Source organism: Vibrio minamisatsumaniensis (genome assembly GCF_050337445.1).
Lineage (GTDB): Bacteria > Pseudomonadota > Gammaproteobacteria > Enterobacterales > Vibrionaceae > Vibrio > Vibrio artabrorum.
On record NZ_JAKJSY010000029.1, the window covers coordinates 1 to 15,777 of the forward strand.

Annotated in this window: 12 protein-coding genes; 6 read left to right on the forward strand and 6 right to left on the reverse strand. The window is 44.9% G+C overall.

Annotated elements, in window-relative coordinates; translation table 11 throughout:
* Together L4B77_RS08195 and L4B77_RS08200 are read left to right on the forward strand one after the other, a co-directional pair.
* Positions 1-257 (forward strand): IS66 family transposase (locus L4B77_RS08195; protein WP_429749691.1); only part of this gene is annotated, 257 nt, incomplete at its 5' end.
* 90 nt (positions 258-347) lie between these two features.
* Positions 348-1,862, forward strand: a complete 1,515-nt coding sequence (locus tag L4B77_RS08200) for a helicase-related protein (protein ID WP_429749693.1) — start codon at positions 348-350, stop codon at positions 1,860-1,862.
* A gap of 140 nt (positions 1,863-2,002) precedes the next feature.
* On the opposite strand, the gene pheT is transcribed toward L4B77_RS08200, so the two are convergent.
* On the reverse strand, positions 2,003-4,426 hold the full coding sequence (gene pheT, locus L4B77_RS08205; protein WP_429749695.1) for a phenylalanine--tRNA ligase subunit beta: 2,424 nt from the start codon (positions 4,424-4,426) through the stop codon (positions 2,003-2,005).
* 18 nt (positions 4,427-4,444) lie between these two features.
* Positions 4,445-5,428 (reverse strand): phenylalanine--tRNA ligase subunit alpha, encoded by a 984-nt coding sequence (gene pheS, locus L4B77_RS08210; RefSeq protein ID WP_429749741.1) that lies wholly within the window; start codon positions 5,426-5,428, stop codon positions 4,445-4,447.
* Positions 5,429-5,782: 354 nt separating this feature from the next.
* Between pheS and L4B77_RS08215 the strand changes: the two genes are divergently transcribed.
* Together L4B77_RS08215 and L4B77_RS08220 are read left to right on the forward strand one after the other, a co-directional pair.
* Positions 5,783-6,529 (forward strand): hypothetical protein, encoded by a 747-nt coding sequence (locus tag L4B77_RS08215; RefSeq protein WP_429749697.1) that lies wholly within the window; start codon positions 5,783-5,785, stop codon positions 6,527-6,529.
* The gene (locus tag L4B77_RS08220; RefSeq protein WP_429749743.1) at positions 6,450-7,226 is read left to right on the forward strand and encodes a hypothetical protein; all 777 of its coding nucleotides are present in this window, start codon (positions 6,450-6,452) and stop codon (positions 7,224-7,226) included. Before L4B77_RS08215 ends, L4B77_RS08220 begins: the two co-directional genes overlap by 80 nt.
* Positions 7,227-7,534: 308 nt before the next feature.
* Here L4B77_RS08220 and L4B77_RS08225 read toward each other — a convergent pair whose 3' ends face one another.
* The 3 genes from L4B77_RS08225 to L4B77_RS08235 form a co-directional block, all read right to left on the reverse strand.
* Positions 7,535-8,029, reverse strand: coding sequence for a porin family protein (locus L4B77_RS08225; RefSeq protein WP_261837473.1), 495 nt, complete (start codon positions 8,027-8,029; stop codon positions 7,535-7,537).
* A gap of 142 nt (positions 8,030-8,171) precedes the next feature.
* Positions 8,172-12,239, reverse strand: a complete 4,068-nt coding sequence (gene hrpA / locus L4B77_RS08230; protein ID WP_429749699.1) for an ATP-dependent RNA helicase HrpA — start codon at positions 12,237-12,239, stop codon at positions 8,172-8,174.
* Between the two features lie 198 nt (positions 12,240-12,437).
* A complete protein-coding gene (locus L4B77_RS08235; protein ID WP_429749701.1) occupies positions 12,438-13,751 on the reverse strand; it encodes a MipA/OmpV family protein in 1,314 nt (437 codons plus the stop codon).
* A gap of 132 nt (positions 13,752-13,883) precedes the next feature.
* On the opposite strand from L4B77_RS08235, the gene L4B77_RS08240 reads away from it, so the two are divergent.
* Both L4B77_RS08240 and L4B77_RS08245 read left to right on the forward strand, forming a co-directional pair.
* Complete coding sequence (locus tag L4B77_RS08240) at positions 13,884-14,270, forward strand: VC1380 family protein (protein WP_261839712.1); 387 nt, start codon at positions 13,884-13,886, stop codon at positions 14,268-14,270.
* A 330-nt stretch (positions 14,271-14,600) separates the two neighbouring features.
* The gene (locus tag L4B77_RS08245) at positions 14,601-15,050 is read left to right on the forward strand and encodes a tellurite resistance TerB family protein (RefSeq protein ID WP_261837476.1); all 450 of its coding nucleotides are present in this window, start codon (positions 14,601-14,603) and stop codon (positions 15,048-15,050) included.
* 144 nt (positions 15,051-15,194) lie between these two features.
* On the opposite strand, the gene L4B77_RS08250 is transcribed toward L4B77_RS08245, so the two are convergent.
* Positions 15,195-15,725 carry a 3'-5' exonuclease gene (locus tag L4B77_RS08250; protein ID WP_429749703.1) on the reverse strand — a complete coding sequence of 177 codons (531 nt, stop codon included), beginning with the start codon at positions 15,723-15,725 and terminating at the stop codon, positions 15,195-15,197.
* Positions 15,726-15,777 lie beyond the last annotated feature (52 nt).

Consider the following 15,777-nt stretch of genomic DNA (forward strand, 5'->3'; position numbering starts at 1 on the left):
ATGTTGAAGATGGGCATTTATCTATCGACAACAACCGAGCAGAGCGCGCAATCAAATCGCTGGTCATTGGCAGAAAAAATTGGTTATTCTCGACGAATCCGCTTGGTGCTGATGCGAGTGCTTTGCTGTATAGCATCATCGAGACGGCGAAAGCGAACGGACTGATACTCTACGATTACATGGTCAAATGTATGAAAGAACTGGTAAAGCCAGAGCCTGATATTAACTCTCTTCTGCCTTGGAACGTCTCACACTGAAATTAAAACGCCCCGTGGGATTATGGGGCGCATACTCCTGTTTCTCAAAATATTTTATTAATAAACCAAGTCGCTAGAAAGCCCGCTAAAATGCACATATCTTTGCTTAGTAGCAAGGGGACTACTGATATTGGTAAGTTCGACCTACCTTTCCCATTAAGGGGTAGTAAGAACCAACAAATAGCGAGCTTAGCTCTAACTCTATCAGATGATGATGCTGTCATTTCATTTTCAAATACCCCATCAAGTGCTGAAGAACGTGCAATTCACGCTTCAACTCTTGCTCCGGATATCGAGGTTAGTGACGATGTGAAAATGTTTATAAGCTTCATCGAGCAAGAAGTTCACCCTGACTATGCACTGAAAAACTGCCTTAAAAAGGGTATTGCCTTCCATTACGGAAACATGCCTTCTTTGTTACGAACTGGGGTCGAAGAGCTTTTCAGAAAAGGGGATATTAAAGTTGTATTCTGTACGAGTACGTTGTTACAAGGTGTAAACCTCCCAGCTAAGCACATTATTATTGAGAACCCCAAGTCTGGCGATAATGGTATGACTCGCGCAGATTTCCTAAACTTAGCAGGTCGTGCAGGCCGTCTTCTTAGCGAATTTCACGGGAATGTATGGTGTGTAAGACCAGAGGATTGGGACAGCCCTTGCTATACAGGAGATAAATTACAAACCATAACTTCATCCATAAGTAATATTTTAGCTGATGGCGGAACAGAACTACAAAAGGCAATACGCGAAGATAAATCTCAAGAAACCAGGGATGAAACAAAGCAAGATGAAGCTGATATAGCGATTGGGAAGATCTACAGTGACTTCCTTATTACCAAAGATTTTTCTTTCATGGAACAATATCGAACGGACTCAAATAGTGATGAGTTAGACAATACTATTGAGATAGTTAAGTCACTAGACGTTGCTCTGCCAGAAGAAATCATACAGAGAAACCAATCCTTAAGACCAGACCAGCTAGATAGGCTATATAAATACCTCTTGGATCAGAAAAATATAGAGGACTACTACCCTATATATCCATATATAGCGGGCTCAAAAGCCAGAGTTGAAAAGATAATCGATACTCTCGAAGCTAGCTTCGAGTGGAAGCTACATGAAAAATTCAAGCCTTGGCTTAGCTATTTATCCTACCAATGGGTTTGGGGGGCTCCAATAGGTCAAATACTCCACGAGAGAATATCTTACCTAGAAAAGGTCAGAGACACTGGCAGTGTTAACCCAACAAGAGAAGTAAGATCTTGTCTAAAAGTTCTTGAGACAGACATACGCTTTAAGATGGTAAAATATTTTTCAGCCTATTTAGAAATCTTAAAGCATATCGCTCTTGAACAAGGGCTACAGTCCGCCGAAGCAATAGAACCTTATCATATATATCTTGAATTTGGTTCATGTAAAAAGAGCGTTCTAAATCTAATGTCAATTGGTTTATCTCGCTTCACTGCTATTCATCTGGATAGGTGTTTAAATTTTAGTGACAACGAAGAGCCCGAAGGGTATTTAGCTGAATTGCAAAGCGTTAATATACATAAGCYCAAAATGCCGACCTTGTGTATAAATGAAGTTGCTAGCTTAATTGCCTAAAAGTTAACTTAACAACTTAAACATACACTAACTTCTTCTTTGGGTTTAAAGAATATAGCTATGTCAAATGCCGATTAGAAACAAAGACAAAAAAGGCCTCGCAATGCGAGGCCTTTGGTTTTTCTATCTATCAGAAGAGATTAGTCGCGAAGTGCTGCGCCGAATTTCTCTGAGATTGAAGCTACGATAGCATCTACTGAACCAGCGATGTCTGCATCTTCAAGCGTGCGCTCTACAGACTGTAGGCTAAGTGCGATAGCTAGGCTCTTCTTACCTTCTTCAACGCCTTGACCAACGTATACGTCGAACAATTTAGCGCCTGTTAGGAATTCGCCACCCGCTGCGATACACGCTTCTACGATGTCGCCAGAAGCAACTGCTTCGTCAACAACAACGGCGATATCACGACGGTTTGCAGGGAACTTAGATACGGCTACGGCTTCTGGAAGCACGCGAGTGTTGATCGCTGCCCATTCGATTTCGAATACGATAGTACGGCCGTTAAGACCAAACTTACGCTCGAGTTCTGGGTGAACAGTACCAATGATACCCACTTCTTTGCCGTTAGCCATAATCATTGCTGACTGACCTGGGTGAAGTGCTGGGTTGCGCTCTTTTGCTTCTGAAGAAAGAGCTTTGAAGCTGTAAGCGATTTCGTTTGCTGAAAGCTCAAGAATTGCTTCTAGATCACCTTTAAGATCGAAGAAATCGACAGTGTTCGTTGCCATGTCCCAGTGCTCTTCACTACGAGCACCAGAGATAACGCCCGCAAGCATCATTTCTTGACGCATGCCATTTTCAGCGGTTGCTTCAGGGATGAAACGTAGGCCAGATTCGAACAGACGAACACGTGGCTGTTGACGCTTCTGGTTGTGAACAACGGTGTTTAGAAGACCTTGGATTAGGCCAAGACGCATTGCTGACATGTCCGCAGAGATTGGGAATGGCAGGATCAGCGGCTCAACACCAGGTACAACCAATTTTTGCTGTTCTGGTTCTACGAAGCTGTATGTGATTGCTTCGTGGTAGCCACGGTCTACAAGAAGGTCACGAACGCGCTTAAGCGGTTGGTTAGCTTCTTTGTGGTCATTCATTTTAAGTGCCGCTTTAGGCGCTTGGTTTGGAATGTTATCGTAACCGTAGATACGACCTACTTCTTCAATTAGGTCTTGCTCGATTGCGATATCAAAACGCCAAGATGGAGACGTTGCCGTCCAACCAGCTTCTGTCGTTTCCGTATCTTCTACAACAGAAACAGTACAACCTAGGCGAGTAAGAATTTCCACTACGTCTGTAGATGGGATTTCGTGACCTAGTAGGCTGTCTAGCTTAGCGCGACGTAGAGCAACTACGTTTGCTTTAGGTAGATCAGCTTCAGATTCGCTGCCGTTTACTGGCGCAACTTCACCACCACAGATTTCAACGAGAAGCTGTGTTGCACGCTCCATTGCTGTTGCTTGAAGTGTTGAATCAACACCACGTTCGAAACGTAGAGAAGAATCAGTGTGAAGGCCGTAAGCACGTGCGCGACCACGGATGTGATCCGGTGCGAAGAATGCTGCTTCAAGAAGTACGTCAGTCGTTTCAGTAGTCACACCTGAATCTTGACCGCCAAAGATACCAGCGATGGCTAGTGCTTTGTTGTGGTCAGCGATAACAAGTGTGTTGCTGTTGAGTTCAGCTTCGTTGCCATCTAGAAGTGTTAGCTTTTCGCCCTGCTCTGCTAGACGAACCACGATACCGCCTTCGATCTTAGCGAGATCAAATGCGTGCATTGGTTGGCCTTGCTCTAGCATCACGTAGTTTGTGATGTCTACCACTGGGTCGATTGAACGGATACCACAACGGCGCAGTTTTTCTTGCATCCAGATTGGAGATTCCGCTTTCACGTTTACGTTCTTAACCACACGGCCAAGGTAACGTGGACAAGCATCCGTTGCTTTGATTTCAACAGATACTGTGTCTTCAATGCTTGTTGCAACAGCGTCAACGGTTGGCTCTGTCACGTCTGCACGGTTTAGTACGCCAACTTCACGAGCAAGGCCACGGATGCTGAAGCAGTCTGCGCGGTTTGCTGTTAGGTCTACGTCGATAGTGACGTCGTTAAGCTCAAGAAGCTCACGTACGTCCAACCCTAGCGTTGTGCCTTCTGGTAGCTCAAGGATGCCGTCTGACTCTACGTCGATACCTAGCTCAGAGAAAGAACAAAGCATGCCGTTCGATGGAACGCCACGTAGTTTTGCTTTCTTGATTTTGAAATCACCAGGCAATACTGCGCCAACGGTTGCGACTGCGACAGTTAGGCCAAGACGACAGTTAGATGCACCACATACGATGTCTAACAACTCTTCTTCACCAATGTCGATCTTTGTAACTTGTAGTTTGTCTGCGTCTGGGTGCTGACCGCACTCAACCACTTTACCTACTTTAACGCCGGTGAAAACACCCGCTACAGGTTCTACATCGTCAACTTCCAAACCAGCCATAGTGATTTGGTGAGCTAGCTCTTCGCTGTTAATTGCAGGTTTAACCCACTCGCGTAGCCAAGATTCACTGAATTTCATAGTTTTGACTGCCCCGGATTACTTGAATTGTTTAAGGAAACGAAGATCGTTCTCGAAGAACGCACGAAGGTCATTTACGCCGTAACGAAGCATCGTTAGACGCTCTACACCCATACCGAATGCAAAACCAGAGTATTTCTCAGGGTCGATGCCAACAGCGCGAAGTACGTTAGGGTGAACCATGCCACAGCCTAGAACTTCTAGCCATTTGCCATCTTTACGTTTCACGTCAACTTCAGCTGAAGGCTCTGTGAACGGGAAGAATGAAGGACGGAAACGCACTTCAACTTCTTCTTCAAAGAAGTTACAAAGGAAATCGTTAAGAATGCCTTTAAGTTGTGCGAAGTTTACGTTCTCATCCACTAACATACCTTCCACTTGGTGGAACATTGGCGTGTGAGTTTGATCGTAGTCGTTACGGTAAACACGACCCGGAGCAATGAAGCGGAATGGCGGTTTGCCGTTTTCCATCGTACGGATTTGAACACCAGAAGTGTGCGTACGTAGCATGAGATCAGGGTTGAAGAAGAAAGTATCGTGATCAGTACGAGCTGGGTGATCGTCTGCGATGTTTAGTGCATCAAAGTTGTGGAATGCATCTTCGATCTCAGGGCCAGACTCAGTGTTAAAACCAAGCTCACCAAAGAACTGTTCGATACGCTCAACGGTGCGAGTCACTGGGTGAAGACCACCGTTCTCAATGCGACGACCTGGTAGGCTCACATCGATGGTTTCTTCAGCGAGTTTCGCTTCAAGCTCTGCACGTTGAAGTGCGTCTTTACGAGCTGCGATCGCTTGTTGAACAGCACCTTTCGCTTTGTTGATCTCTTGACCAGCAGTGCGACGCTCTTCAGGTGGAAGTTTACCTAGGCTTTGTAGTTGAAGAGTGAGTTCACCCTTCTTACCTAAATACTGAACTCGCACTTCATCAAGTGCGACTAACGAATCTGCCGTATCAATAGCAGTCGTTGCATTAGCAATGATCTCTTCTAGATGTTGCATCATTTCCTCATCTACCAGTTGGTAGTGTCCGTATCGGATGATTAGTTTTTTTAGATAGCTACACATACTAATCAAACACGCTAACAATGCCAAATTGAATCGTTAAAAGAGACTGTTATTGGCTAAAAACACGGCAATTTTAATGCTAGAAAACCCAAAATCATTCAAATGGGTGATGCCAATAGTCAAAAGACCCAACTGACCTTTAGCCATTAAAGCTAACTTTCTCTGTTTGGCCTCTGGTTACGGCTAATATTTGCCTAACCGACCCCGTTTTCTGTTAAGTTGCTATAAATTCAGTAAGGGGTGACTTACAATAGTGACAACGACTTACCTTTTTTTGAGAACACAACATTGAGCGCCAAATATTCTTATTTAGCCTGGCAAGTGCAGACGTCTAGCCCGGCAGAAAAGCTGGTTTTATTGATGCTTGCAGACGGTGCTGACGAGTTCGGTTACACCAATGTGTGCTTGCAAACAGCAGGTGAACTGTGTGCTCTCTCTACATTTGGTTTAGCAGACTGCTTGAAATGCTTAGTCGACCAAGGTTTACTCGATAAGGTGAAAGTGGATTATCGAGATAAAAAAGAGATTCACGTTTTCAAAATGCTGATTGAACAAAAGCAAGCGGTGGAGCACGTTGAGGCTCAACCGGTCAATAGTATACCGGTCTACTCGACTGCACCTAAGTTTCAACCCGCGCCGCCGGCAATGCAAAATATGCAGCCGCCCTCTCAAGGTCGAGGTTCAACCAACAGTAATACCGTTTCGACGCATGACCTGAACGAAGAAGAGATACCATCATGGGCAGAGCGTGCGTTTAAATTCTCCGGCCTCGCCGGTGACCATAATTTAGTATGGAAGAAATTTGTCCTCTGGTATAAAGCCAAAGCCAATGAATTAATGCCACTATCTAGAATTGAATCCAAGCTACAATACTGGCTAGTTAACGAGAAACAAAATGAAAGACAACACCAGAAAACCTCTCAATATTCAGGAAATGCAGGACAAGCTCAAGGAAATGGGTATCGACAAAAGCTTAGCCCATCTGAACGCTTCAGGCAGCAGCTCATTCAAAAAGGCAAAAAGCCAACCTTCTGAGCCAGATCCAACGGTTGAGTCCAATGCGCCAATACAGAGTGAAGTGATTGCCGCACAAACAACCGAAGTCAGGGTGACAACACCTAACGCGACTGACTCTGGTAAGTCTCAGCAAGTGCCTGTCGTTGATCAAGATCCGGCAGAACTCGAGCTGACAGATTGGTGTATCCATGTGTTCGGTTCTTTCCTGAGCGTGTACGAAACACAATGGGAATACCAATACGGCAGTGAGCCAAGTGGTAAGTTCATTGAGTTTGCCCACTCTGTCGATTCTGATGGCCTCAATCGAGTGCTAATGCACTGTCATGAGCGAATTCAACTCGGTAACAGTTGGCCGCCTCAAATGGGTGAACTTTGGATTCTGAAAGACTCTTTAACTGAAGAAGAGTTATTAGATAGCCGCATTCGTGTATTGTCGCGCACAGCGGTGAACAAAATCGAAAAATGGCTGATTCAAAACAAACTGTATGACTTGAAACGCACAGCAGAGAACAAACTTGATGGGCTATTTAAAAAGTATTACTTGGAAGCGAAACGTTTAGAAGAGAAAGGGATGCTTGAAACTGAATTACCACAATTCTTGCTTGCCGCTAACTCAGTGAAGAACCTAAACGATTTAAAACGTGAAGAGTACGAAAGCCAACACGGTAAAGCGATTAATCCAAGAATTCAGCGTATTCTAAACAGCAAGAAGTAATACTAATGGTGATAAATAACCGGCCATCCTAGCTTGTTAAAAACCTCGATAACTTCGTTAGACTGTTTGATTGTAAAATAACGCCTTATCGAAGCTGCTTGTCGAAAAGAGCGGCCTTGTTCTCAAGCTTTTTTCCTGCGCTATTTCTGAACAATTACTGACTGTGATTTTGGTATAACCGTCCCTCTTTAGATGTTGCCCGAACATCAGAGACAAAAATGCCAGCTATCAAGCTGGCATTTTTTATCAATTCTAACGAACTCTTTAACGACTATCCGATCGTTACTTACGATCGCCTGACTGATTAATTACAGTAGGTGAATAGTGGCATTTAGCGTAAATACGTCTGAGTCGTCATCTTTCATTTTGAATTTTTGGTAGCTAGCACCAACAGAGACAGGGCCAAATACGAAGTATTCTGCGCCGACACCGTACATAATATCAACTTCGTCTTGCTTGAAGCTGTCTGCCTTTAGCTGGTAAGAGTGAAGACCACCCTTCGCGTATATGTGCAGAGGACCGATGTCGATACTTGGCTTAATTGCTGCGTATACGGTGCTTGCATCCATGTTAGTTAGGTTACGATTACCGTATTTGATGTTATCAAAAGAACCAAGATTCCAGTAACCCGCTTCAACACCGATCAATGGAAGAATACCGGTACCTGCATGAATCCCCACCGCCATTTCATTTTCGCCGGCAAATGAGTTTTGACCACCCATAACACCACCGTATATCCATGAATCAGCCATTGCTGTTGAAGATGCACCTAACAGTGCGAGTGCCAATAACGTTTTTTTCATATTCAACCTTTTTATCCTAATAGCCGACCTTGTGTGGTAATAAATTGCCACCAAGTCGCCCGGTATGTAATCACTATTCAATTAATAATTATACTAGCAAGATTTATACCCAAATCATGCCACTACGTCTAGTTTTATTCCCTTAACAAGCATCAATTGCATTTTTAACTCGCTTGTCTGAAACAGGATAAGGTGTACCAAGTTGCTGTGCGAAGAAGCTTACACGAAGCTCTTCTATCATCCAACGCACCTCTTTTACGTTTTCTGGAACCGCAATACCTTTTGGAATTTTATTCAGCAGCTCTTTGTAATCATTCATTACGGACTCAACTTTGATCATGTGCAATCGATCTTTATTTGGGTCAATCGGTAGTTTTTCCATACGACGCTCAATCGCTTTCATATAGCGTAGAATATCTGGCAGGCGTTTCCAACCACATTCCGTGGCAAACCCTTTAAAAATCAAGCCTTCTACTTGAGCTTTGATGTCTGAAAGCGCAAAAGCCATGGAAAGGTCAACTCGCCCTTTTAACTTCTTACTGATATTGAATGCCGTGGTTAATATGGTTTCAACCTGTTGAGCTATTTCAACAACCGTATCACCCAACTCTGCACGTACATGCTCTTTCAATGCTTCAAACTGCTCAGGTTCCCAAACTAAACCGCCCTTCTCTTCGATCAGCTTATCAATACCACAAGCGATACAGTCATCGATAAGATCGAGAACCTTGCCATATGGGTTGAAGTACAAGCCAAGCTTGGATTTGTTCGGCAAATTCGAGTGCAAGTATTTGATTGGCGACGGCACGTTCAACAAGATTAAACGACGCTGACCCGATTTCATCGCAGAGATCTGCTCTTGCTCGGTTTCGAACAGTTTGATCTCTACGCTGTCTTTGGTATCCACCAGCGCTGGGAAAGCTTTAACATCGTAGCCACCACGCTTCTGCTGGTAGACTTTGGGTAATTCGCCAAAACTCCACGTATGCAGGTTCTGCTGTTCAATATCATCGTCAGCAACCTTAGAAAGCGTTTCTTGAACCTTGTCTTTTAGGCTCTCTTTCAGCTCATAGAGGTCTTTCTGTTCCTTGAGCTTACGCTTGCGATGATCCACAGCACGGAATGTTACCTTTAAGTGCTCTGGTATCTGGTCTAACTTCCAATCATCACGCACCACTTCAACACCCGTCATGCGGCGTAGCTCTTTTTCAAGAGAGTCCAATAGCGGCGTTTCTAACGGAGTGACGCGAGCTAAAAACGCATCAGCGTAGTTCGGCGCAGGAACAAAGTTACGACGCAGTGTTTTCGGCAGCGACTTAATTAGGCTAATCACCAGTTCCTGACGAAGGCCCGGGATCTGCCAATCAAACCCGTTTTGATCAATCTGATTCAAGATAGGCAGCGGAATGTGTACCGTGACACCATCGTTGTCGTCGCCCGGTTCAAATTGGTAACTCAGCTTGAGCTTGATACCATTTTGATGCCAGAAGTTCGGGTAATCCAGATCGGTAACGTGGCTGGCATCGCCTCGGAACAGCATCGATTTTTCAAAGTTAAGCAGCTCAGGGGTTTTCTGACTGGTCTTCTTCCACCAAGTATCAAAGTGACGGCCAGAAACCGCCTCTTCGCCCACACGCTGGTCATAGAAATCGAACAGTTCATCATCATCAATCAAGATGTCACGACGACGCGATTTATGCTCTAACTCTTCGACTTCTTGCAGCAGCTTACGGTTCTGCTTGAAGAAAGCGTGTTTGGTTTCCCACTCACCTTCAACAAGCGCGCTGCGTACAAACAACTCACGGCTGACGGTGGCATCAATCGCGCCGTGGTTCACAAGGCGTTTAGGTACGATTGGGATCCCGTAAAGCATCACTTTTTCGTGCGCCATGACCGCCGCTTGTTTCTTCGACCAATGCGGTTCGCTGTAGCTGCGCTTAATCAGGTGTTTCGCTAGCGGTTCAATCCATTCAGGTTGAATTTTAGCAATTACACGGCCCCACAGTTTTGAGGTTTCCACCAGCTCAGCAGACATGATCCACTTAGGCTGTTTCTTAAATAGGCCAGACGCAGGGAAGATATGGAAGCGCGCATTACGTGCACCCTGATATTCATTCTTCTCTTGGTCTTTCATACCGATGTGCGACAACAGGCCTGATAACAGGGACATGTGAATGCCATCGTAGCTGCCCGGTTCTGTATTCAGCTTAGTATCGAGTTCACGCATTGCTTGGTGAATTTGGAAGTACACATCTTGCCATTCACGGATACGTAAATAGTTGAGGTAATCTTGCTTACACTGTTTGCGGAACTGGTTACTCGACAACGCTTTTTGTTGCTGCTTAACGTAATCCCACAAATTAACAAACGTGATGAAGTCAGATTCTTTATCGAAGAAACGCTTGTGCTTGTCATCAGATGATTGTTGCTTATCTGATGGACGCTCTCGTGGATCTTGAATCGACAACGCCGACGCAATCACCATCACTTCGTGTAGGCATCGGTTACGTGGCGCTTCAATCACCATACGTGCTAAACGTGGATCAATCGGCAGCTTCGCCAGCTTACGACCAATCGCAGTTAGCTTCTTCTTATCATCGCCATGGTTGTTGTTTTTGTTCGCTGACGGTTCAACTGTCGCGATCGCACCCAACTCTTCAAGCAATCTGACACCATCTTGAATGTTGCGCTTATCGGGCGCTTCAACAAATGGGAACGCTTGAATGTCGCCTAGGCCTAGCGCTGTCATCTGCAAGATTACCGATGCTAGGTTAGTACGAAGGATCTCTGGATCAGTAAACTCTGGACGTGATTCGAAATCTTCCTCGGAGTAGAGACGAATACAGATACCTTCCGCAACACGACCACAACGACCTTTACGCTGATTGGCACTCGCTTGAGACACGGGCTCAATCGGTAGACGCTGTACCTTGGTACGGTAACTGTAGCGACTGATACGCGCCGTACCCGGGTCGATAACATACTTGATGCCCGGAACCGTTAACGAGGTTTCTGCCACGTTGGTTGCCAGAACGATGCGTCGACCAGTATGAGACTGGAAGATTCGGTTCTGCTCACCCGCCGATAGACGTGCGTAAAGCGGCACAATTTCAGTATCACGTAGGTTACGTTTACTTAATGCATCGGCGGTATCACGAATCTCTCGCTCACCGTTCATGAAGATCAAGATATCGCCAAGGCCTTCATCACACAGTTCATCAACCGCGTCGAAGATGCCTTCAATTTGGTCGCGGTCTGAATCACTTTCATCACCACCTAATGGGCGGTAACGTGTATCCACAGGGTAAGTACGGCCAGAGACTTCAATGATTGGTGCATTGTTAAAGTGCTTCGAGAAACGCTCTGGGTCTATGGTTGCCGACGTGATGATCACTTTCAGATCAGGACGCTTTGGCAGCAACTCTTTCAGGTAGCCCATGATGAAATCGATGTTCAGGCTACGTTCGTGCGCTTCATCGATGATGATGGTGTCGTACTGATTTAAGAATCGGTCGTGCTGAATCTCCGCCAGTAGAATACCGTCGGTCATCAATTTGATTTGGGTGTTGTCAGAAATTTGGTCGTTGAATCGAACCTTATAACCAACGAACTCACCCAGCTGTGTTTCCATCTCTTCAGCAATACGGTTGGCAACCGAACGCGCCGCAAGACGACGCGGCTGAGTGTGACCAATTAAGCCAAAGCGGCCGCGGCCAAGTTCAGAACAGATTTTGGGTAACTGAGTGGTTTTACCCGAACCCGTTTCACCCGCGACGATAACCACTTGGTTTTCAGCGATGGCTTTCGCGATGTCTTCGCGTTTTTGGCTAACCGGTAGAATTTCTGGGTATTCAATCGTCGGTTTCTGTGCCGCACGCTGTGTGGCTGTCATCATCGACTTAGCTATGTCTAACGCAATCTCATCAAAGACAGCGTGCTTAGCTTGTTCATTCTTAATTTTGCTCGCACCAGCAATTCGCTTACTCAAACGGAAGCGATCGCGCATCATACATTCATTGAGCGCTTTACGAAGAGAGGCTGGGCTATTCTGAGATGATTTGTTGTTTGTCGCTGATTGTTCAGCTTGTTTGTTCTTTGATTGTTCAACAGATTTTTTCGATGCAGCTTGATTGGGTTTCGCTTGGCTCTGTGAAGAACTTGGCTGTGCTGCATTCTTGTTGTTGTCTGCTTTTTCCGGAGACGAAGTCAAAGCGTGTCCTATTGTTGTACTTATTAAACTCGCGCGATTATATCACAAGTCTCAAACAAAAAAGCCTGACAGCAAAGGGAAAACCTTTTGCTATCAGGCTGATTAATCACGCTAGCACTCTCAAGAGCGATGGAAGCGCGGTCAAATGTAAGTTGTACTGAGTAAACTCTGGTTTAAAGATAACGTTAAAAACTGCGCTTAAAACTCATATTGGAAGTAAACCGTGTTGTAGTTACTGCCGCCTTTGATTCGTCCAAACTGAGAGGCTTTTTCAAAGATCGCAGAACGGTGATGCAATGAATAACCCAACCATAAGTTGTTCAAGTCATTCTTACCGATCAAGTCGCCGACATTCACATCAAATGAGAAATCTAAGTAGTTCAAAAGATGGCTTGCTGTATACCCTTTACGATCCATTTCAGTACCTTCAATGTACGTAATCGAATCGATGTAAGACATCCCTTCCGCAACACCAAATCGCCACTGTGCTGGCCAATTGAACGTGTAATAAGCTTTGATCGCAACAATGTATTCTGTGCTGCTTGATTGAACATCGGAACGCCAGTGATGGGCAATACCCGGCGTAAGATACAGGTCCAATGGCAAACCAAAAAGCTCATCGGTTAACGGATGGCCGTAGAACAATGAGGTCAATTGATTGTTGTATTCATCTTTCTCGGTATTGAACTTCATGATGTCGCCAATGTTCGATGGTGTTGCCCAACCATGTGCGACCCGTAAATAGGGGGCATTACTCAGTTTCGGTTTCGGTGCTTTTTCTTTGTCGTTGAAGAAACCAAAACCCAGGTACAACTCACCTTGATAACGGTCTTCGACAATCGACGAATCATAAGCATTGTCGTCCAATCGAGTCACACTGGTTGAACCCAACAAGTACAAGTTTGAAATCACGTGGTAACGCGCTTCAACACCGACGTTCAGATCGACCCCCGCCCCTATCGACTCGCCAGCGGCAGCATAATAGGCGCTATTAAAATCGGCACTTTTGTAACGAAGTGTCGCTGTCGGAGTAAATTCCCAATCGCCGATATCATACTTTGTTTTAGCATGCAGATTACCGTGAAAATTGTACTCACTGTCGCTCATGATCTCGGTTTCGAACGTCCACTGTTCATTCCATTGATAACGGATTTGCGCACCAAAATCGGCAGTATCGCCCTCAATCGCATTTTGCTCCGAAGCGGTAATATCAATAAATCGTGTCCGAGAAATCGCGTTTAAAGACCATTTGTCATCGTCAGTTTGATAGAGATAAGCCCCCATTTCAGTGCCATCAATGAATACATAGTCGTTCTTGAAAAATAGCATAGGAACAAAAGAGCTAACCGTTTGATCGCCACCAGACGTGTCATAAGGGATGCTGGCAGTTCGGTACATTGCGGCGATACCCCACTCTTGTTCTTCCGCGGCCAACACATTCGTGCCTAGGAAAGCGCTGCTGAGTAAAATCACGCCAGAGGCAGTGAGAGTCGATAAATATTTGCGCTTCATTCTTATGTTATTACTCTTTGTCATTAATATGGTGTTACTGAATAGACAGTTTTAGGCTATTTCAGAAAACTAATTTTAGGTTTGATCTGCATTGGCCGTTACAATGAAGAATATTATCAGTGAAATAGAAGTATTGTGAAAGTCTCAGAATTACAATCCATTATAGACCACTTACCCAGTGATTCCGACCCAGATGTTGTTATGGGTGAAGCGTGGTTGCCCGAGCGTTTGGTGAATACTAACCTAGACGGTGACCTGTTTTTTCTTGAGTTTGATAACGTCCCCGACGACCATCAAGGGGACGAGGAAGGAAGAGGTTTTGTTGAGCACGAGATTACGATGATTCGCGAAAAGCTTGAACAAGTGTTAGACGACCCTTCCGACACCAAAACCAAAGCCGATGCCCTATTAGCAATATTTTTAATGGGTCATGAACTGTCTAGCTCTGAAGTTATCGAAATACTTGAGGCTACTGAGTCTGAACACGCTGCGCTCGAAACAAAAACACTCGACAACTAACCCCACCGCTGATGATCTCGCCCGCGCTCAATGTTGAACGACTTCGCCATACATAAGCGCGCGAATCGAGAAGCGACGTCCTAGCAATCAAAACTTCTATCGCCTTGCAAAGCGAAGTGGGATTGGTGAACGCAAATTAGGTAGCGATGGCCAAACTACAAGCAATTGCAACGCTAAGGGATAATGGAGAAGTCACGCACTTTCCAAAACCCGATTTAAAAGTGCTCCTTTCTGCTCGCCTATTCGTAATGTCAGTTTTAAGTAAAGAGGCTTGCGATCACACTCTGTAGGCCTAATAGTAATAATATTCACCATAACTGGAATGCTCTTATGTTTAACTCACTTACCTCGTTATTTAAACAATTAGTCGAAGGCTCTGATCTAGGCAAAACGTCCATCGCCTCTCCGAATTTAGCGATTGCCAGCTTGTTATGCGAAGTCGCTGGTGCAGACCACGCGATAAATGACTCAGAACAAGAGGCTAAGATACAATTACTTCAACGTTTATTGGACATAACCGAAGAAGAATCAAAAGCTTTATTGGCGCAAGCTGAGCCTCAAGTTGAACAATCTGTTTCTCTGTACGACTTTACCTCTCAACTACGCGAGCTTTCACAGCCGGTTCGCATAGACTTGATTAAAGCAATGTGGGAAGTCGCGCATGCTGATGGAGAGATTGATCCACTTGAAGATTCCGTGATCCGAAAAACCGCAGAATTACTTTATGTTGACCACAAAGATTTTATCAAAAGTAAGCTAAATGTGTTGGGCGAAGATTAAGCGCTGAATAGGATCAACAGCGACAGTTCACATACTCATCGCTGTCGATTAAATAACAGTGAAGCCCATTGCCCATCAGGTTGGAATGGACTTTGATTACGAGCACTGGTCATTCGCCGGTTTGATTGCGGAAAAGATAAGCCTCTAAAGCATGGTCAAAGTAAGCTTTGCCAAGTTATAAGCATCGACATAACCTGAATGCTGACGACCTTCCCACTCAATATTTTTCTCTTCTTGAGCGGCGCGATGGCCTATGCGCTTGTCTTTCAATCGATTCTGAACCCGATAAAGTGTTGCGATATTGATAAACTCGCTAAAAGGAGGCTCGATGCCTTTCTCGATACACTCTTTGCGTAAGATAAGGTCGTCACGCCCCCACGCTGCGTAGATTTTTTTAGGGCCGCCAAAGTTTTTAATCATCGACTTAATCACAGATTCTAATGGACGCCCCTGCTTTTCGATTTTACGTGGTGTAATACCCGTTAGCTCTGCACAAAAAGGAGATATCTCATCTTTCTCCGGCTTAACGTAGTATTGTGCTCGCTTCACGATAGTCCCAGAGAGAAGATCAATCTCAGCAAGCCCCACTTCGATGATCTCGCCCGTTGTTCCTACACCATCTTCACTCCAACAGCACATTTCCAAATCGAAACACACCACTCGATTGTGATTCATACGTCGCCTAATTATCTCTTTAAATATTTTGTAAAATTGTACATGAGCCCAA